The 19,006-nt window shown below is 73.5% G+C and carries 13 protein-coding genes; 8 read left to right on the top strand and 5 right to left on the bottom strand.

The features are described from left to right. The first annotated feature begins 7 nt into the window (after positions 1-7). The gene (locus tag ABZV00_RS15545; RefSeq protein ID WP_355606212.1) at positions 8-1,018 is read left to right on the top strand and encodes an ADP-ribosylglycohydrolase family protein; all 1,011 of its coding nucleotides are present in this window, start codon (positions 8-10) and stop codon (positions 1,016-1,018) included. Positions 1,019-1,074: 56 nt separating this feature from the next. Here the strand turns inward: ABZV00_RS15545 and ABZV00_RS15540 are convergent, their stop codons facing one another. Beyond that, positions 1,075-1,620, bottom strand: coding sequence for a type II toxin-antitoxin system PemK/MazF family toxin (locus tag ABZV00_RS15540; protein ID WP_355606209.1), 546 nt, complete (start codon positions 1,618-1,620; stop codon positions 1,075-1,077). A 186-nt stretch (positions 1,621-1,806) separates the two neighbouring features. On the opposite strand from ABZV00_RS15540, the gene ligA reads away from it, so the two are divergent. The 6 genes from ligA to ABZV00_RS15510 all read left to right on the top strand — a co-directional run bounded on the left by ligA (position 1,807) and on the right by ABZV00_RS15510 (position 12,705). After that, on the top strand, positions 1,807-3,942 hold the full coding sequence (ligA, locus tag ABZV00_RS15535; protein ID WP_355606206.1) for an NAD-dependent DNA ligase LigA: 2,136 nt from the start codon (positions 1,807-1,809) through the stop codon (positions 3,940-3,942). A 158-nt stretch (positions 3,943-4,100) separates the two neighbouring features. Further along, positions 4,101-6,758, top strand: coding sequence for an EAL domain-containing protein (locus ABZV00_RS15530; protein ID WP_355606203.1), 2,658 nt, complete (start codon positions 4,101-4,103; stop codon positions 6,756-6,758). A gap of 156 nt (positions 6,759-6,914) precedes the next feature. After that, entirely contained in the window at positions 6,915-7,220 is a 306-nt protein-coding gene (gatC, locus tag ABZV00_RS15525; protein ID WP_328424332.1) for an Asp-tRNA(Asn)/Glu-tRNA(Gln) amidotransferase subunit GatC, read from the top strand. Continuing rightward, positions 7,217-8,692 carry an Asp-tRNA(Asn)/Glu-tRNA(Gln) amidotransferase subunit GatA gene (gene gatA, locus ABZV00_RS15520; protein ID WP_355606200.1) on the top strand — a complete coding sequence of 492 codons (1,476 nt, stop codon included), beginning with the start codon at positions 7,217-7,219 and terminating at the stop codon, positions 8,690-8,692. The genes gatC and gatA overlap by 4 nt, the downstream gene beginning before the upstream one ends. 13 nt (positions 8,693-8,705) lie before the next feature. Next, the gene (gene gatB / locus ABZV00_RS15515; RefSeq protein WP_355606198.1) at positions 8,706-10,205 is read left to right on the top strand and encodes an Asp-tRNA(Asn)/Glu-tRNA(Gln) amidotransferase subunit GatB; all 1,500 of its coding nucleotides are present in this window, start codon (positions 8,706-8,708) and stop codon (positions 10,203-10,205) included. Positions 10,206-10,347: 142 nt separating this feature from the next. After that, the gene (locus ABZV00_RS15510; protein ID WP_355606195.1) at positions 10,348-12,705 is read left to right on the top strand and encodes a pyruvate dehydrogenase; all 2,358 of its coding nucleotides are present in this window, start codon (positions 10,348-10,350) and stop codon (positions 12,703-12,705) included. A gap of 36 nt (positions 12,706-12,741) precedes the next feature. On the opposite strand, the gene ABZV00_RS15505 is transcribed toward ABZV00_RS15510, so the two are convergent. The 3 genes from ABZV00_RS15505 to ABZV00_RS15495 all read right to left on the bottom strand — a co-directional run bounded on the left by ABZV00_RS15505 (position 12,742) and on the right by ABZV00_RS15495 (position 17,462). Next, the gene (locus ABZV00_RS15505; protein WP_355606193.1) at positions 12,742-14,328 is read right to left on the bottom strand and encodes a metallophosphoesterase; all 1,587 of its coding nucleotides are present in this window, start codon (positions 14,326-14,328) and stop codon (positions 12,742-12,744) included. A 61-nt stretch (positions 14,329-14,389) separates the two neighbouring features. Beyond that, positions 14,390-15,562 (bottom strand): PQQ-dependent sugar dehydrogenase, encoded by a 1,173-nt coding sequence (locus ABZV00_RS15500; RefSeq protein ID WP_355606191.1) that lies wholly within the window; start codon positions 15,560-15,562, stop codon positions 14,390-14,392. An 82-nt stretch (positions 15,563-15,644) separates the two neighbouring features. Beyond that, positions 15,645-17,462 (bottom strand): SpoIIE family protein phosphatase, encoded by a 1,818-nt coding sequence (locus ABZV00_RS15495; RefSeq protein ID WP_355606188.1) that lies wholly within the window; start codon positions 17,460-17,462, stop codon positions 15,645-15,647. A 185-nt stretch (positions 17,463-17,647) separates the two neighbouring features. On the opposite strand from ABZV00_RS15495, the gene ABZV00_RS15490 reads away from it, so the two are divergent. Then, entirely contained in the window at positions 17,648-18,574 is a 927-nt protein-coding gene (locus tag ABZV00_RS15490) for a 2-hydroxyacid dehydrogenase (protein WP_355606186.1), read from the top strand. Between the two features lie 33 nt (positions 18,575-18,607). Here the strand turns inward: ABZV00_RS15490 and ABZV00_RS15485 are convergent, their stop codons facing one another. Further along, complete coding sequence (locus tag ABZV00_RS15485) at positions 18,608-18,985, bottom strand: PH domain-containing protein (RefSeq protein WP_355606183.1); 378 nt, start codon at positions 18,983-18,985, stop codon at positions 18,608-18,610. Between the last annotated feature and the right edge of the window lie 21 nt (positions 18,986-19,006).

Below are 19,006 nucleotides of genomic sequence, written 5' to 3'. Positions count from 1 at the left end.
GGGCATCATGGCCGCCGTGATCCACAACTCTCCGCTGCGCGCCTCGGGGTCGCTCTTCGGTCTCGCCTACGGCGATGCGCTGGGCAAGCCGACCGAATTCCTGACCGTCGCCGAGATCGAGCGGCGGTACGGTCCGACCGGTCCGCGGGAGCTGTCCGGTGAGCCGGCGCTGGTCACCGACGACACCCAGATGGCGCTGGCGGTGGGCTGGGCGCTGCACGAGGCGCCGTCGCTCACCCCGGAGGTCGTGGAGCCGCTGCTGCGGCGGCGTTTCCTGGCCTGGGCGATCAGTCCGGACAACAACCGCGCCCCGGGGATGACCTGCCTGCGCGCCTGCGCCGAGCTGGGTCGCGGGCTCCGCTGGCAGGAGGCGACGGTCGCCGGGTCGAAGGGGTGCGGGGCCAACATGCGGGTGACGCCGGTCGGGTTGCTCGACGTGGACCTGGACACGCTGGCCGGGTTGGCCCAGCTACAGGCCGGTTTGACGCACGGCCATCCGACCGGGCTGGCTGCCAGCGAGCTCACCGCGTACGCGGTCTTCGCACTGCGCGGGGGCGCCACGCTCGCCGAGCTTCCCGCGATTCTCATCGACCGGGCGCGCACCCAGCGCCGGGTGTACCGGGAGCAGTGGCTAGGTGACCTCTGGCAGCGCCCCGGCGTCCGTACCCCGGAGGAGTTCATCGCCCAGGGCTGGGACGAGTGCCTGGCGGTGCTGGGGAGACTGACGACCGCGCTGGGCCGACCGGATGATGGCGCTGACCCGTGCCGGGTAACCGGGGATGGCTGGGTGGCCGAGGAGGCGCTGGCCACCGCTCTGCTCTGCGCGGTGCGGCACGCCGGTGACCCGGTCTCGGCACTGGCCCGGGGTGCGACCACCGCCGGTGACTCCGACTCGATCGCCGCCCTGGCCGGCGCCTTCGTGGGTGCGGCCGCCGGGATGGCCGCCTGGCCAGCCGCCTGGGTCGACCGCATCGAGTACGCCGACCAGCTCGCCACGCTCGGCGCGGCCTGGGACTGATCCCGTTCGGCGGCGGGGGCGTGCCCCGCCCCGGGGGATCGCCGGGCGGGGGAGGGTCAGCGGGTGGGCAGGTGGTGCAGGCTGCGGACCCGTCGCCACAGGTCGCCGTCGCAGTTGCCGGCGCGGTCGGCGAAGGCGGCCGAGCTGATCCGGGCTGGCTCGGTGAGGCTCAGGTAGCTGTCGTGCTCGGCGCCCGGGTCCCAGTCCCGGGTGGGGATGCGCACGTGGTCGTCCCGGTCGCTTTTGTCCTGGCTGGTGATCTTCAGTACGTCGGCGCCCCGGGAGTCGGCGCGCAGCACCAGGCACGGCCGGACCTTCGACCCGCTGCCGTCGGCGTACGGCACGTCGGCCCACCAGATCTCGCCCGGGGCCGGCTTGCCGGTCGCCCGGTCGGTGTCGCGCGACCGGGGCTTGGTGGCGGGCCGGTCGCCGCCGCGCGGCCGGGGCGGTGTGGTGCGGCGGCCACCGGTACGCGCCGTGGCGCCCCGGCCCGGCCGGGTGCCCGACCGTCGGTTCGCCACCCGGTGCCGCCAGCTGTTCCACGCCCAGCCGGCGGCCACCGCCAGCAGGATCGCCACCGCCCAGAGCAGGGCCTCGGGCATCGGTACCTCCGCCTCCTGGTGGCCCACCGGCCACCGTCGTCCGGCGATCCTCGCACGCCGTCGACCGTGCCGCCCGTCAACTGCGCGGCCGGTGGGCGCAGGTGGCCGACGGATTGTCTGACCGGCCCGATACCGTGCGGGAGTAGCGTGATCAGGGAGGTCGCAGGCGTGTCCGAAGGTGGCGGTGTGTCCGAGGAGCAGGTCGGCCAACAGGTCAGCCCGGCGCAGGAGGCGGCGGCCGGCGCTGAGCCGACGCCGCAGGCGCGGGAGCGGCACGCCACGCTCAGCGGCGAGTTGACCGAGCACCAGTACCGCTACTACGTGCTGGACGCGCCGGTCATCGCCGACGCCCAGTTCGACCAGCAGTTGCGCGAGTTGGAGGCGCTGGAGGAGGAGTTCCCGGCGCTGCGCACGCCGGATTCGCCGACCCAACGGGTCGGCGGCACCTTCTCCACCGACTTCACCCCGGTCACCCACGCCGAGCGCATGCTCTCGCTGGACAATGCCTTCGCCGACGAGGAGCTGTCCGCCTGGGCCGAGCGGGTCGAGCGGGATGCCGGCGGCCCGGTGCCCTACCTCTGCGAGCTGAAGGTCGACGGGCTGGCGATCAACCTGACCTACGAGGCCGGTCGGCTGGTCCGGGCGGCCACCCGGGGTGACGGCCGCACCGGCGAGGACGTCACCGCCAACGTGCGCAGCATCCGCGACGTGCCCAGCCAGCTCACCCCGTCCGCCGAATTCCCGGACGTGCCCGAGCTGCTGGAGGTCCGGGGCGAGATCTACTTCCCGATCGCCGCGTTCGCCGACCTCAACGCGGGTCTGGTCGAGCAGGGCAAGGCACCCTTCGCCAACCCGCGCAACGCCGCCGCCGGCAGCCTGCGGCAGAAGGACCCACGGGTCACCGCCTCCCGGCCGCTGCGCCTGGTGGTGCACGGCATCGGCGCCCGTCGCGGGTTCCAGCCGACGGCGCAGTCCGAGTCGTACACCGCGCTGAAGGCGTGGGGGCTGCCGACCAGCGACCGGTGGCGGGTGGTGCCGGATCTGGCCGGTGTGGCGGAATACATCGCCTACTACGCGGAGCACCGGCACGACGTCGAGCACGAGATCGACGGCGTGGTGGTCAAGGTCGACCCGGTCTCCATCCAGGGTCGGCTCGGCTCGACCAGCCGCGCCCCGCGGTGGGCGATCGCCTTCAAGTACCCACCGGAGGAGGTCACCACCAAGCTGCTCGACATCGACGTCAACGTGGGCCGTACCGGGCGGGTCACCCCGTTCGCCGTCCTCGAACCGGTGCGGGTGGCCGGCTCCACCGTCGCACTGGCCACCCTGCACAACGCCCGGGAGGTGGAGCGCAAGGGTGTGCTGATCGGCGACACGGTGGTGCTGCGCAAGGCCGGTGACGTGATTCCCGAGGTGCTCGGCCCGGTGGTCGAGCTACGCCCGCCCGACGCCCGGCCGTTCGTCATGCCGACCAACTGCCCGGCCTGCGGCACCCCGCTCGCGCCGTCCAAGGAGGGCGACGTCGACATCCGTTGCCCCAACACGCGCAGCTGCCCGTCCCAGCTACGCGAGCGGGTGTTCCACCTCGCCGGCCGCGGCGCGTTCGACATCGAGGTGCTCGGCTACAAGGGTGCCGGGGCGCTCCTGGACGCGGAGATCATCACCGACGAGGGCGACCTCTTCCAGCTCGACGCCGAGCAGCTGTCCCGGTCCCCGTTCTTCGTCAACAAGGACGGCAGCCTCGGCACCAACGCGGTCAAACTGCTCGACAATCTGGCGGTCGCCCGCGAGCGCGACCTGTGGCGGGTGCTGGTGGCGCTCTCCATCCGGCACGTCGGCCCCACCGCGGCCCAGGCGCTCGCCCGGCACTTCCGCTCGATGGAGGCCATCGACGCGGCCAGCGAGGAGGAGCTCTCCTCGGTCGACGGGGTCGGGCCGACCATCGCCGCCAGCATCCGGGAGTGGTTCGCCGTGGACTGGCACCGCGAAGTGGTCCGCAAGTGGGCCGAGGCGGGCGTACGGATGGCCGAGGAGGCTGTCGACGAGGGGCCGCGCCCGTTGGAGGGGCTGACCGTGGTGGTGACCGGCACGCTCGCGGGCTTCTCCCGGGACCAGGCCGCCGAGGCCGTGCAGAGCCGGGGCGGCAAGGTGAGCGGGTCGGTCTCCAAGAAGACGAGCTTCGTCGTGGTGGGGGACAACCCGGGGTCCAAGGCCGACAAGGCGGCCAGCCTCAAGGTGCCGGTGCTCGACGAGGACGGGTTCCGGCTGCTGCTGGACGCGGGTCCGGACGCCGCGCGGGGGGCTGCCCGGCTGGAGGGCTGACCGCTGACGGCGTCTCGCCGCACCGGCTGGTCGCGCATACCAACTTAATTACGACTACGACCGATTCGTGACTGTCATACCGGGAAACTCGGGGCTGAGGGCGTTTCATTGGGTCACGGCGTGCTCACCGGCACGCCGACCGTCGGTCGGGAGGTGTGATGGAGGTCGCCGACCCGCGCAACTCTGTCCCTCCCGGACGGGTGGCGCCGTTCGCCGGCTTCGTCCTCGGCATCCTGGCGGTCGCCGCGTTGGCCGCCGCCGGTCCACTCGCGACACTCCCCGGCGAGCTCTCCCGGTTGCCGGTGGCGTTCTGGACGATGGCCGCGCTCGCCGTGGTCTGCGACGCCCGCCCGTTCGTCCCCCCGGGGCGTCGGCAGTCCTCCGCGGTCTTCCCCTCCACCTGCTTCACCTTCGCGATCCTGCTCGGCTGGGGGCTCGGCCCGGCGGTCGCCGTGCAGGCGGTGGGGGTGGTCGTCTCAGGCTGGCGGATGCGGCACGCCGCGTGGCGGACCGCGTTCAACGTCGGCCAGTACGCCTGCGCTCTCGCCGCCGCGTACGGGGTCATCCAGCTCGGGCCGGGCACCATCTTCTCGGGCGGCCGGTTGCACTGGACCGACGTGGCCGCCGTCGGCGGCGCCACGGTGGCGTGGTTCGTGGTCAACTACGGGCTGGTCAGCTGGGCGGTGCGGCTGCGCTTCGGCGACCGGTGGTGGCCCACCGTCCGGCAGGGCCTCGGCTTCGAACTGCTCTCCACCGGCTCGCTGCTGCTGCTCGCCCCGGTGCTGGTCGCCGCCGCGCGCGTCAGCGCGGCGCTGATCCCGCTGGTGCTGGTGCCGCTTTTCGCCGTGTACCGGATGGCCCGGCTGACCGTCGAGCAGCAGCACCTCGCCGCCGCCGACCCGCTCACCGGGCTGCCCAACCGCAAGGCCCTGCTGACCGAGGTGGCGGAGCAGGTGCACCTGCACGCCGAGCGGACCGCCCGGGGGGAACCGGACGGGCACCTGGCGCTGCTGCTGATCGACCTGGACCGCTTCAAGAACGTCAACGACGCGCTTGGGCACGCCGTGGGCGACCGGTTGCTGGTCGAGGTCAGCGCCCGGCTCACCGACGTGGAGCCTCGGCCGCAGATGATCGCCCGGCTCGGCGGGGACGAGTTCGCCATCGTGATGACCGGGCTGACCGACGCGAGCCAGGCGCGTGACCTGGCCGACCGGGTGGTCGGGGCGCTGGCCGAGCCGGTGCCGTTGGACGGGCTGCCGCTGGACGTGGGTGGTTCGATCGGGATCGCCCTCTTCCCCGAGCACGGCGAGGACTTCGCCACCCTGATGCGCCACGCCGACGTGGCGATGTACGACGCCAAGCACCGCAACGACACGGTGGCGCTCTACGCCCCGGAGTCCGACCACAACTCCGCCGAGCGGCTCGGCCTCCTCGCCGACCTGCGCCGCGTGCTGGAGTCCGGCCCGTCGGCCGACGAGCGACTCGACGCCGAACCAGCGCGACACGGCGAGCTGACGGGACAGGCCGACGGGAACCGTCGGGATTCCGGGCCGGTCGAGCCAGTGGGCCCGGAGCGGGCTGTCGACGTACCCCTCGGGGCGGCGGCGGAGCTGCGCGGCGGGGATGGTGCGGCGCTGCCCGCCGGTGACCTGCCCGCCGAGGCCGCGCCGCACGCGGGCGCGGCACCGGTGATCGCCGCGGCGCGGCGGGTCGGCGGCCGGTGGTGGGTTCGCCGGCGGCGGCCCGACGCCGAGCTGGTGCACGCCGACGAGCTGATCAACCGGATCGCCACCGGAGCCGACCCGATCCGTGGCCGGAACGCCCGCGCCACGGTCGCCGGTACCCGCCCGGGGCCGGCCCGGGACCGGCACTCCGGCGGCGGGCGCGGGCGGCGATCGCCAAACGGCAGTGCGGTGCCCGCCCCCGCGCTGACCGACGGCGGTCCCGGTCCGCGGCGCGACATCGGGCGGGGCGCCCCGGAGCAACCGCTCGCCCCGACCGAGTGGGCGCGCTCCGGTGGTGAGCCGGCCGACGACGCCGGCGAGATCACCATGTACTACCAGCCGCAGATCGCCATCGCGACGGGCGAGGTGGTCGGCGTCGAGGCGCTGCTGCGCTGGCGGCACCCGCGCCGGGGCATGGTCGACCCGGAGGAGCTGATCCGGGTCGCCGAGCAGAGCGCGGTGATGCGGCTGCTCACCCGGCGGGTGGTCGACGACGTGGTGGAGCAGCTCGCCAAGTGGTCGGCGGCCGGCATCGGGCTGCGCGCCGCGTTGAACGTGAGCGTGCGCGACCTGCACACCGGCGAGATCGCCGATCAGATCGCCGACCGGCTGGCCCGCTACGAGGTGCCGGCCGAGCGACTGCAACTGGAGATCACCGAGGGTGCCCTGATGGCCGACCCGCGTCGGGTGCTGGCCACCATCTCCCGGCTGCACCGGATCGGGGTGGCCATCGCGCTGGACGACTTCGGCACCGGGTATTCCTCCCTGCAACACCTGCGCCGGTTGCCGCTGTCCGAGGTGAAGGTGGACCGCTCGTTCGTGCTCGGCATGGCCGACGACGCCGACGACGCGGCGATCGTCCGGTCGATGATCGAGCTGGCCGGCGCGCTGGGGCTGCGGGTGGTCGCCGAGGGTGTGGAGGACGAGCGGACCTGGCGGATGCTGCACGCCGCCGGCTGCGACGCCGCGCAGGGCTGGTTCTACGCCCGACCGATGCCCGCCGAGGAGCTGGTCACCTGGCTGGCCCGGTACCGCCCGGTCCGCCCTACCGGCGGCCCGGAGCCGGACAACGGCCTTCGTACCCCCCGCTGACCCGCCCGTCGACGCCGCGCACGGGTCGGCGGAGGGGGAGTCGGGGACGCGGCACCGGAGCGGAACAATAGACTCGCTCCGGTCACCGCGTGTCACGCTCACCCGTCGCGCGGCCGGCACACCGCCCGACCAGCAGGACATCAGAAGGGGGCACGGATGGCCGCCATCTCCCGCGAGGAGGTCGCGCACCTGGCGCGCCTGTCGCGGCTCGCCGTCACCGAGGAGGAGCTGGACACCTTCGCCGGCCAGCTCGACGTGATCCTCCAGGCGGTCGCCCAGGTCGGCGAGGTCGCCGCGGCGGACATCCCGCCGACCTCGCACTCGGTGCCGCTGACCAACATCCTGCGGGAGGACGTGGTCACGCCGTGCCTGACCCCGCAGGAGGCACTGTCGGGTGCGCCGGACGCTGAGGACCAGCGGTTCCGCGTACCGCGGATTCTCACCGAGGATGTGGCCTCATGAGTGACCTCACCAGAATGACCGCGACGGAGATCGCCGCCCTGGTCGCCGGCGGCGAGACCTCCGCCGTCGAGGTGACCCGGGCACACCTGGACCGGATCGCCGCGGTCGACGACCGGGTGCACGCCTTCCTGCACGTCGACACCGACGGCGCGCTCGCCGCGGCCCGCGCGGTCGACGAGCGCCGGGCCGCCGGCGAGGAGTTGGGCCCGCTGGCCGGAGTGCCGGTCGCGGTGAAGGACGTGCTCGCCACCCGGGGCGTACCGACCACCGTGGGCTCGAAGATCCTGGAGGGTTGGCGCCCGCCGTACGACGCCACGATCGTGCAGCGGCTGCGCGCCGCCGGCACGGTGATGCTCGGCAAGACCAACATGGATGAGTTCGCCATGGGCTCCTCCACCGAATACTCGGCGTACGGCCCCACGCACAACCCATGGGACCTGAGCCGGATCCCGGGCGGCTCGGGTGGCGGCAGCGCCGCCGCGCTGGCCGCGTACGAGGCGCCGCTGGCGATCGGCTCGGACACCGGCGGCTCGATCCGCCAGCCCGGCGCGGTCACCGGCACCGTCGGTGTGAAGCCCACCTACGGCGGCACCTCCCGCTACGGGCTGGTCGCCTTCTCCTCGTCGCTGGACACCCCCGGCCCCTGCGCCCGTACGGTGCTCGACGCGGCCCTGCTGCACCAGGTGATCGGCGGGCACGACCCGCGCGACTCCACCTCGATCCCGCAGCCCGTGCCAGACGTGGTGGCGGCGGCGAAGCTCGGCGCGACCGGCGACCTGACCGGCGTACGGCTCGGCATCGTGAGCGAGTTCGTCGGCGAGGGCGCCGAGCCGGGTGTGATGGCCGCGTTCCGCGAGTCGGTGGACGCGCTGGCGAAGCTGGGTGCGGAGATCGTTGAGGTGTCCTGCCCGACGTTCGCCTACGCGCTGCCGGCGTACTACCTGATCGCGCCGAGCGAGTGTTCCTCCAACCTGGCCCGGTTCGACGGCGTCCGGTTCGGCCTGCGGGTCGGCGACGACGGCAACCGGTCGCTGGAGGAGGTCATGTCGCTGACCCGGGAGGCCGGCTTCGGCCCGGAGGTCAAGCGCCGCATCATGATCGGCACGTACGCCCTGTCGTCGGGTTACTACGACGCGTACTACGGGCAGGCGCAGAAGGTCCGGACGCTGATCACCCGGGACTTCACCGCCGCGTTCGAGCGGGTGGACGCGCTGATCTCGCCGACCACCCCGTCGGTGGCGTTCCCGTTGGGCGCGCGCACCGCCGACCCGTACCAGATGTACCTGGCCGACCTGTTCACCATCCCGACCAACCTGTATGGCGGGCCGGGCATCTCGGTGCCCTGCGGCCTCTCCGAGGGGCTGCCCGTCGGCCTGCAGGTGATGGCCCCGACGATGGCCGACGACCGGATGTACCGGGTCGCTGCCGCGTTGGAGTCCGCGGTCGGCACGTTCACCCCACCGGCACTGTGAGGCAGGAGCCCAGATGACGACGACGCTGCCCGCGTACGACGAGGTCGTCGCGCGCTACGAACCGGTGATCGGCCTGGAGACCCACGTCGAGCTGGGCACGAACACCAAGATGTTCTGCGGCTGCCCGACCGACTTCGGTGGCGAGCCGAACACCCGGGTCTGCCCGGTCTGCCTCGGCCTGCCCGGCTCGCTGCCGGTGGCCAACAAGGCGGCCATCGAGGCGATCATCCGGATCGGCCTGGCGTTGAACTGCTCCATCGCCGAGTGGTGCCGGTTCGCCCGGAAGAACTACTTCTACCCGGACATGCCGAAGAACTTCCAGATCAGCCAGTACGACGAGCCGATCTGCGTCGACGGCTACCTGGACGTCGAGGTCAACGGCGAGACGGTGCGGATCGAGATCGAGCGGGTGCACCTGGAGGAGGACACCGGCAAGACGCTGCACGTCGGTGGCGCCACCGGCCGCATCCACGGCGCGACCGAGTCGCTGGTCGACTACAACCGGGCGGGTATCCCGCTGGTCGAGATCGTCACCAAGCCCATCCCGGGCACCGGCGTGCTCGCCCCCGACGTGGCCCGGGCGTACGTCGCCGAGCTGCGGGACGTGATCCGCACCCTCGGTGTCTCGGACGTGCGGATGGAGGAGGGTTCGCTGCGCTGCGACGTGAACACCTCGCTCAACCTGCCGGGACAGGAGTGGGGCACCCGCACCGAGACCAAGAACGTCAACTCGCTGCGTTCGGTGGAGCGGGCGGTCCGTTCGGAGATGCTCCGGCAGGCCTCGGTGCTGGACGCCGGCGGCCGGATCACCCAGGAGACCCGGCACTTCCACGAGGACAGCGGCGACACCACCCCGGGCCGCTCGAAGGAGACCGCCACCGACTACCGGTACTTCCCGGAGCCGGATCTGGTGCCGATCGCCCCGGACCCCGCGTGGGTAGCCGAGCTGAAGGCCGCCCTGCCGGAGCTGCCCCGGGTGCACCGGCGTCGGCTCCAGCAGCAGTGGGGGCTGTCCGACCTGGACATGCAGTCGGTGCTGAACGCCGGCGCGGTCGAGCTGATCGAGGCCACCGTCGCCGCGGGCACCACCCCGGCCGCCGCCCGCAAGTGGTGGCTGGGCGAGCTGTCCCGCCGGGCCAACGAGAGCGGCGTGGAGCTGGCCGACATCGGCGCCACCCCGGGCCAGGTCGCCGAGTTGCAGGGCCTGGTGGACGCCGGCAAGCTCAACGACAAGATGGCCCGCGCGGTGCTGGAGGGCGTGGTCGACGGCGAGGGCTCGCCCACCGAGATCATGACCAACCGGGGCCTGGAGGTCGTGTCGGACACCGGCGCGCTCACCGCCGCGGTGGACGAGGCGATCGCCGCCAACCCCGGCATCGCCGACAAGATCCGTAGTGGCAAGGTCGCCGCGGCCGGCGCGCTGGTCGGAGCGGTCATGAAGACCACCCGCGGTCAGGCCGACGCGAAGACCGTCCGTGAGCTGGTCCTGGAGCGCCTCGGCGTCCAGGGCTGACCGTCCGAAAGGGCCCCTTCTCAACGCCTCGTGCACAGGAAGGGGCCCTTCCTGACGTCCCACCCCGCTGGGTCGCCCACTCGGGCGGCGTGATCCGTACCCCTCGCGAGGGCGTCAACGGCGACGCCCGGATGGAGCCACCGTGAACCACCACGACCTCGATGTGCTCGACGAGATCCAGCGGCGGGTGCTCTGGCTCGCCACCCGGATCGTGGACGCCGCCAACCACGACCGGGCCACCGGCGACGGGGTGAAGGTCGGCGGGCACCAGGCGTCCAGCGCCTCCCTGGTCACCGCGATGACCGCGCTCTGGTTCGCCCACCTGGACGCCGAGGACCGGGTTGCGGTCAAGCCGCACGCCTCTCCGGTGTTCCACGCCATCCAGTACCTGCTCGGCAACCTGGACCGCTCGTACCTGCCCCGGCTGCGGGCCCGCGGCGGCCTCCAGTCGTACCCGTCGCGCACCAAGGACCCCGACGAGGTGGACTTCTCCACCGGCTCGGTGGGTCTCGGCGCGGCGGCTCCGCTCTTCGCCGCCGCCACCCGGCGCTACGTCGACGCGCACTTCGGCGCCCGGCCGCACTCCCGGTTCGTGGCGCTGATCGGCGACGCCGAGCTGGACGAGGGCAACATCTGGGAGGCGGTCGCCGACCCCGCCACCACCGGTCTGGGCAACGTCATGTGGCTGGTGGACTTCAACCGGCAGTCGCTGGACCGGGTGGTGCCGGGCATCCGGATCAACCAGTGGCGGGGTCAGTTCGAGGCGGCCGGCTGGCACGTCGTGGAGGTCAAGTACGGCCGTCGGCTCGCCGAGGCGTACGCCCGGCCGGGCGGCGAGGTGCTGCGCGACTGGATCGACGCGATGCCCAACGAGCAGTACCAGTCGCTGTTCGGGTTGGCCGGCCCGGCGCTGCGCAAGCAGTTCCTGGACGGTGCGCCGGCTGAGGTGGGTGCCTTCGTGGGGGGCATCGCAGACGAGGAGTTGGGCCCGCTCGTCACCGACCTGGGCGGCCACGACCTGTCCGCGATGCTCGACGCGTACGCCCAGTGCGACGCGGTCACCGACCGGCCCAGCGTCGTCTTCGCGTACACCGTGAAGGGGTGGGGGTTGCCCATCGCCGGCAATCCGCGTAACCACTCGGCGCTGCTCAGCACCGAGCAGGTCGACGTGTTGCGTGCCGCGCAGGGGCTGACCCGGGAGACCGAGTGGGACCGCCTCGACCCGGCGTCACCCGCCGGCATCCGGGCCGGTGCCCGTCGGGAGGCGCTGTCCCGCGCGCCCCGCGAGCGGGCGCTCGGCGTCACCGTCCCGGAGAGCACCGGAGTACGCGCGGCCAAGCCGATCTCCACGCAGGAGGTCTTCGGCCGGGTGCTGGTGGACCTGGCCCGGGACCGGGAGGTCGGCCGCTACCTGGTCACCACGGCGCCGGACGTGGCCACCTCCACCAACCTGGCCGGGTTCATCAACAAGACCGGGGTGTTCGCCCCCACCGAGCAGCGTTCCTGGACCGAGGACCGGATGCTGCGCTGGACCGAGAGCCCGGCGGGGCAGCACATCGAGCTGGGCATCTCGGAGATGAACCTGTTCCTGCTGCTCGGGCAGCTCGGCCTGTCGTGGGACCTGTCCGGGCAGCCGCTGCTGCCGGTGGGTACGGTCTACGACCCGTTCGTGCTGCGCGGCCTGGACGCGTTCCTGTACGGCACCTACTCCGGCTCCCGGTTCGTGGTCGCGGGCACCCCGTCGGGCATCACGCTGGCCCCGGAGGGCGGAGCCCACCAGTCCACGATCACCGCTTCGGTCGGCCTGGAGCTGCCCGGGGTGACGTTCCTCGAACCGGCGTACGCGGCCAGCCTGGACTGGCTGCTCTGCGACGCGCTCGGGCAGATCGCCGGTGGGTCGGCCCCGACCGCGACCGCCGCGCCCACCGAGGACGGCGCGTACTACTTCCGGCTCAGCACCCGACCGCTGGACCAGGCGCCGTTCGAGGCGGCCCGGGCCCGGATCGGTGACGCGGTGCTGCGCCGGCAGGTGGTCGCCGGGGCGTACCGGCTGGTGGACGCGCATCACGCGTACCCGCACCTGGCCGACGCCCCGGTGGTGCAGCTGGCCGCCTCCGGCGCGGTGCTGCCCGAGGTACTGGCCGCCGCGGCGGAGCTGGCCGAGGAGGGCGTCGCCGCGCACGTGGTGGACGTGACCTCGCTGGATCGGCTCTACCGGGCCTGGCAGCGCACCCTGCGCCAGGGCGTGCGGACCGCCACGGTGCCCAGCGTGCCGGGCGCGCTGCGGTCCGCGTTCGCCGACCGGGTGCCGGTGGTGACCGTGCACGACGCCGCGTCGCACGCCATGGCCTGGCTCGGTTCGGCGCTCGGCGCGCCGGCGGTGCCGCTCGGCGTGGACGAGTTTGGCCAGTCCGGCAGCGTTGCCGAGCTGTATGAGTTGCACGACCTGCTGCCCGGCAGCATCGTCAACGCCGCCCTGGCCGCCCTCGCGCTGCGCTGACGCTCACGTTCCCGACGCTGCCACCCCGGCCCGCGCTCAGCGGGTCGGGGTGGGGGTGACCGAGGCGGGTGCCCCGGCGGACGGGTTCTCCACCACGTGCCGTTCCAGGTTGACCTGGGCCTGCCCGGTGCCGCCGACGGTGATGTCGTCGTACGCCTGGAGCATCTTCTGCGGGTCGAAGTAGAGCACGGTCATCGACAGCGGGGTCGGCTTCTCACCCTCCAGGCCGCGCAGCCCGGCACCGCCGGTGGAGCCCTCCACCATCAGCGTGGTGGGCTGCTGCCCGGGTGCCTGGGGCAGCTTGGAGACCTGCCGGGAGTGGGTGTGCCCGGCCAGCACCAGTGGGCAGGTGCCGGCGAGCGGCCCGGCGGACGCCGGGTCGTGCACCAGCGCGATGTTCACCGGCTGCGGTGAGTTGCGCACCGTGCTGGCGAGCTGCTCGCCGGCCCCGATCACCTGGTCGGCCACCTGCTGGGTCAGCCCGCTGCCGGCCGGGGAGGTGTTCTTGTCCGGGGTGAAGCGCGGGTCGCCGATGCCGGCGATGGTCAGCCCGGCGACCGTGGTCGTCGAGTTGTTCAGCACGATCGCGTTCGGTTGGCGGGCCACCGCGGCGCCGGTGCGGCCCGAGTCGTGGTTGCCCCGGATGAAGACGTACGGCTTCTTCAGCAGGCCGATCGAGCCGACGAAGGACGCCTCCGGCTCGCTGCCCCAGTCGGTGATGTCGCCGGTGTCGATCACCGCGTCGATGCCGAACTGCTCCACCACCGTCCGGATCAGCTGCCAGCCGGTCGGGTTGAGGTGCATGTCGGAGACGTGCAGCACCCGGGTGGTGCCGGGCGCCGGCTCGTACACCGGCAGCGCCGACACGGTCGTGTAGAGCTGGCTGACGTTGCCGACGATGCGTTGCAGCTGCTCGGCGTACTTGGTGTAGTCGTTGGCGATGCGGCGGGCGTCGCCCACGATGGCCGGGGCGTTGACCAGCAGCCCCTCGTAGCGCGGCTCCTCGATCGCCTGTGGGCGCAGGGTGGCCGCCGCCGTGCCGAGGCTGCCGGCGGTGACGAGCAGTGCCAGCCCGCCCGCCCAGGCGGTCCGCCGCACATCGCGGAAGATCAGCCCGGCGAGGATCAGGGTGACCAGCACCACCGAGGCGAGGGTTCGCAGGCCGAGCCGCATCACCCCGGACCGGACGTCCTCGACGGCGCTCTGGCTGGCCCGGCTGATGCTGGCCGGGTCGTCGAGCAGCGCCTCGGTGCGTCCCTGGTCGAGCGCGCCCAGCCGCACGGTGAGATGTGTCGGCCCGTCGTGGCTGTTCAGCAGCAGCGCACCGAGCGGAGGCACGTCGACGGTGGTGCCGCCGTCGCTGGCGGGGGTGAGGGTGAGGCTGGCCCGGAACGGCCCGATGTCGGTGTCCACCCGGCCGCCGGCCAGCACCCCGAGCACCGCCCCGGCCAGGGCCACGGCGAGCACGGCGAGGATCACCCCGGTGCGGCGCAGTGCACCGAGCCGGCCAGCCCGCAGGCCGGCCGACCGCTGCGGCTCGCCATCAGTCACCGACTCGCCACCGGTCACCGGGTCGTCCCGGTCTCCGGCGTCGTCGTGCTGCTCGTCGTGCTGCCCGTCCATGCTGAGATTCTGACCTGCCCGTCGGAGGATCTTGGCAAACCTGCGCGGATGGTGACGAAGGTCAGCTGCGACCGCCGTCGCCGCCGGCGAAGACCACCCGCAGGAGCCGGTCGTCGTCGGCCGCCGGGTTGCCCCGCCCGTCGTGGTTGGAGGTGCTCACCCAGAGCGATCCGTCCGGGGCGGCGGCCACCGCGCGCAGCCGGCCGTACCGGTTGGTGAGCAGCTCACTGGGCTGACCGAGCAGCGTGCCCATGTCGGTCAGCTCCATCACCCAGAGCCGCTTGCCGCGCAGGCAGCCGGTGACCAGCAGCCGATCCGCGGCGGCCAGCCCGGAGCAGGACGCGTCCGAGGTCGCCCACTGGGTGATCGGGTCGCTGTACCGCTTGTCACCGGCCCGCCCCTCGACCTGCGGCCAGCCGTAGTTGCCGCCCTTGGTGATCTGGTTGATCTCGTCCCAGGTGTTCTGGCCGAACTCCACGGCGTACATCCGCTTGGCGGCGTCCCAGGTGAAGCCCTGCACGTTGCGGTGCCCCAGTGACCAGACCGGGGAGCCGGGGTACGGATTGCCCGCGGCGGGCTTCCCGTCCGGGGTGATCCGCAGGATCTTGCCGCCGAGGCTCTTCACGTCCTGGGCGGCGGGGCGCTCACCGGCGTCACCCGTGCTGGCGTAGAGCTGCCCGTCCGGGCCGAAGCCCAGCCCGCCGCCGTTGTGCACGTTGGCCTTGGGGATGCCTGTGAGGATCGGGGTGGGCTGCCCACCGAGCTGCAGCCGGACGACCCGGTTGTCCTGCTCGGTCGTGTAGTAGACGAAGACCGTGCGGTCCTTGTCGTAGCCGGGGGAGACGGTGATGCCGAGCAGGCCGCCCTCGCCCGCCGCCGCCACGTCGGTGATCGTCTGCACCACCCGGACCCGCAGCCCGTCCGGCCCGGACTCGGGACCGACCTGGAGAATCCGGCCGCTGTCCCGCTCGGTGACCAGCGCGCCGCCGTCCGGCAGGAAGGCGATCGCCCAGGGCACCCGCAGCCCCTTGGCGAGCACCGTCGCCACCGCCTGCTGGCCGGCGCCGCCGGGGCTCGCCGGCGCCGACGGGGTCGGCAGGTTGGGCGGCTCACCGGCCGGGTCCGGCTCCGGCTCGCCGAAGCTGCAACCGGCGGCGAACAGCAGCGCCGCGCTGGACGCCGCGAGGGCCGCCCGGAGGCGGCGGGTGCGAGAGTACGAGGGACGGGCGCTCACCCGGCCCAGGGTATCCCGCCGGACGGCCCGGCCGGGCCCGACAGGACACGGCGGATGCCGGCGGTGCTCCGGGGTGGACCGTTCAGCGTGCCCGCACGGCCAGCAGCGCGGTGTCGTCCTCGCGGTGCCGGGTCGAGGCGAGCAGCAGGTCGCACAGCTCGTCGAGGGGCAGCGTGTCGGTGCCGGTCAGCCGGTCCAGCAGCTCGGCGAGCCCCTCGTCGATGGACCGGTCCCGCCGCTCGATCAGCCCGTCGGTGTAGAGCAGCAGGGTGTCGCCGGTGGCCAGGCTGGTCGACTGGCTGGTCCGCCGCACCGGCCGGGCCAGGCCGAGCAGCGCTTCCGGCGGCGCTTCGAGGACCTCCACCGCGCCGCCGGCACGGACCAGCAGGGCCGGCGGATGCCCGGCATTGGACCAGGTCATCTCCCAGCCACCGGAACGCTGGGGACAGATCCGGACCAGCGTCGCGGTGGCCGCGATCGGCAGCCGCAGGCCACGGATCGCGCCGTCCAGGTGGGTCATCAGCTCCCCGACCGCGTCCGGCCGGCCGAACGCGTTGCCGCGCACCAGGTTGCGCAGCTGGCCCATGGTCGCCGCCGCCTCGATGTCGTGCCCGGCCACGTCCCCGATCGCCGCGATCAGGTCCCCATCGGGCTGGACGAAGGCGTCGTACCAGTCACCGCCCACCTCCACCCGGTCGGCCGCCGGCTGGTAGCGGGCCGCCAGCTCCAGCTCGGGTACGACCGGCAGCCGCGGCAGCATGCTGTGTTGCAGCACCTCGGCGACGTGCCGCTGCTCGCCGTACATCGAGCTGTTGCCGATCGCCTGCCCGGCGCGGCGGCCAATGTCCACCGCGGTGAGCAGGTCGCGGTCGTCGAACTGCTGGCGCTGGGCATCGTTGACCAGGGTGATCGCGCCGAGCACCGTGCCGCCGGCGGCGCGGACCGGCACGCAGAGGTAGGAGGCGATGCCCAGGCGGCCGGCGATCGACGCCATCTCCGGATTCGTCGTGCCACGTGCCACGTCGGCCAACGACGCCACACCGCCGAGCCGGGGCCGGCCGGTCCGCAGCACCGCCCGGATGGCCGAATCCGCGCTCAGCCCGGTGCGCAGCAGCTCGGCGAAGCGGTCGACGTCCGCAGTCCGGGCGGGGTCCCGGTGTACCGCGACCACCTCGCGGGGCAGGCCGGTCGGCCCGACCAGGGTGAGCAGGCACCAGTCGCTGAGCAGCGGCACCATGGTGTCGGCGAGCCGGCGCAGCGCGGTGCCCACGTCCAGCGTGCCGGCCAGCGTCTCGCTCAGGCCGGCGAGCAGTTCCAGTCGCTCGTGCGCCTGCACGACCCGCCGACGTGCCTCCTCCGCCCCGTCCAGCGCGATCCGCAGTCGCAGCTCCGACGAGCAGGCGGCGGCCAGGTCGGCCAGCGTCCGCAGCTGCCCGGCGGTCCAGGCCCGCGGCTTGCTGTCGATGGCGCAGAGCGAGCCGAGCACCCGGCCGGAGAGGTCGGTCAGCGGCATCCCGGCGTACGCGACCACGCCGAGGTCTTCGATGGCCAGGTTGTCCCGCACGCGGGGGTAGAGCCGGGCGTCCGGCAGCACCATCGGCACCTCGATGTCCACCACGTGCTGGCAGAACGAGTGGCTCAGCGGGGTCTGCCGGCGCTCCGCCCAGGGCTCCGGCAGCCCGACCGCGCCGGGGAAGAACTGCCGCTCGGCGGAGACCAGGGAGACCAGCGCGACGGGTACGTCCAGCAGGTCGCTGACCAGGCGGGCGAACCGGTCGAACGCCTCGTCCGGAGCGGCGTCCAGCCCGGTGTCGGCGAGCGCCCGCAACCGTGCCGGATCGCCGAGCGCCAGGGGTGGTGCGATCGAACGCCGGGGGCGGGCGGGGGAGCCGTCGGTCATGAGCACCTGTCTGCCGGGGCGGAGGCCGACCGGCACTCCGACCATCCGTTATACCTGGTTCGCGCCGCGGCCGAACGTCGGTGTGCCGAGTCTCGCCCGGGCCGACTCGGCGCGCCATCCCCCGCGACGCCGGTTCGCCGCCGTGCCCGCACCGGCCGCCGGTGCGGGGGCTATCGTCGGCGGACGTGAAGGTATGGATTCCGCACCAGGCCGGCCTGAACCTCGTCGGCGAGCTGCCCCCGAACGTGACGGTGGAAGTCGTCGAGCACGCCGAGCGGCTGCCCTCAGCGGTGGCCGGCGTGCGGTTCTGGGTACCGCCGTTCCTGGCCGGCTCGGACGCGACCGCGCTGCTGCACGAACTGCCCGACCTGGCGGTGGTGCAACTGCTCTCCGCCGGTGCGGACGCCTGGGCGGGCCGGACGCCGACGGGTGTCACGCTCTGCGACGCCCGGGGAGTGCACGATCCGTCCACGGCCGAGTGGGTCGTCACCGCGATCCTGACCCAGCTACGGGCGTTCCCGGCCTTCGTCCGGGCGCAGGCCGACCGACGGTGGGCATTCGGCGACGTCGCCCCGACCGACGAGCTCACCGGCAAGAGGGTGCTCATCGTCGGGGCCGGTTCGATCGGCACCGCGGTGCGGGACCGGCTCGCCCCGTTCGAGGTGAACTTCACCCTGGTCGCCCGGACCGCCCGGCCCGAGCAGGGGGTGCACGGCGTCGAGGAGCTGCCCCGGCTGCTGCCGGAGGCCGACGTGGTGGTGGTGCTGGTGCCGCTCACGGACCAGACGCGCGGCCTGATCGACAAGGAGTTCCTGACCGCGATGCCGGACGGCGCGCTGCTGGTCAACGCGGCCCGGGGGCCGGTGGCCCGTACCGAGGCGCTCGTCGCCGAGCTGGGCACCGGCCGGATCTCGGCGGCGCTCGACGTCACCGACCCGGAGCCGCTGCCCGCCGATTCTCCGCTGTGGACGATGCCGAACGTGCTGCTCACTCCGCACGTGGCCGGGTCGGTGCGAGGGCTGCTGCCGCGCGCCTACCGGCTGGTCGGCGATCAGGTGCGGCGCTTCGCCGCCGGCCAGCCGCTGATCAACACGGTGGTCGACGGCTACTGACCGCGTGGCTCAGCCGGCCGCTGACTGCGTGGCTCAGCCGGCCGCGCCGGGCAGCGTCTGGCCGGTGGCCGAGACCAGCCGGGGCAGGTCCGAGCCGCGTACCGCCGGCAGGACGACCTGCTGGCCGTCATCGAGTCGGGCGACCGCTCGCCCGCGCGGGTCGGTGGCCAGTTCGACGACCCGGTCCCAGCCGATCCTGCGCTGCCCCGCCAGTGCGCGCAGGCGCAGCTCCCGGTCGTCGGCGTCGGTGCCGGCCCGCCAGGCCCACACGCCGACGGCGAGCGGGACGAGCAGCACCGGCAGCAGGTACGCCCGGGCGTTGGCCAGCGGCAGGGCGCCGATGAAGGCGATGATCGCGGCGGCCAGGATGGCTTGGTTGTACCGGAAGCGGATCGTGTTGGGCGTACTCACCCTCCGATGATCCCACCCCCG

The organism is Micromonospora sp. NPDC005173, assembly GCF_040608515.1.
GTDB lineage: Bacteria > Actinomycetota > Actinomycetes > Mycobacteriales > Micromonosporaceae > Micromonospora.
Note: the sequence above shows the minus strand (reverse complement) of the source record. Positions and strands in the feature narration are given on the sequence as shown.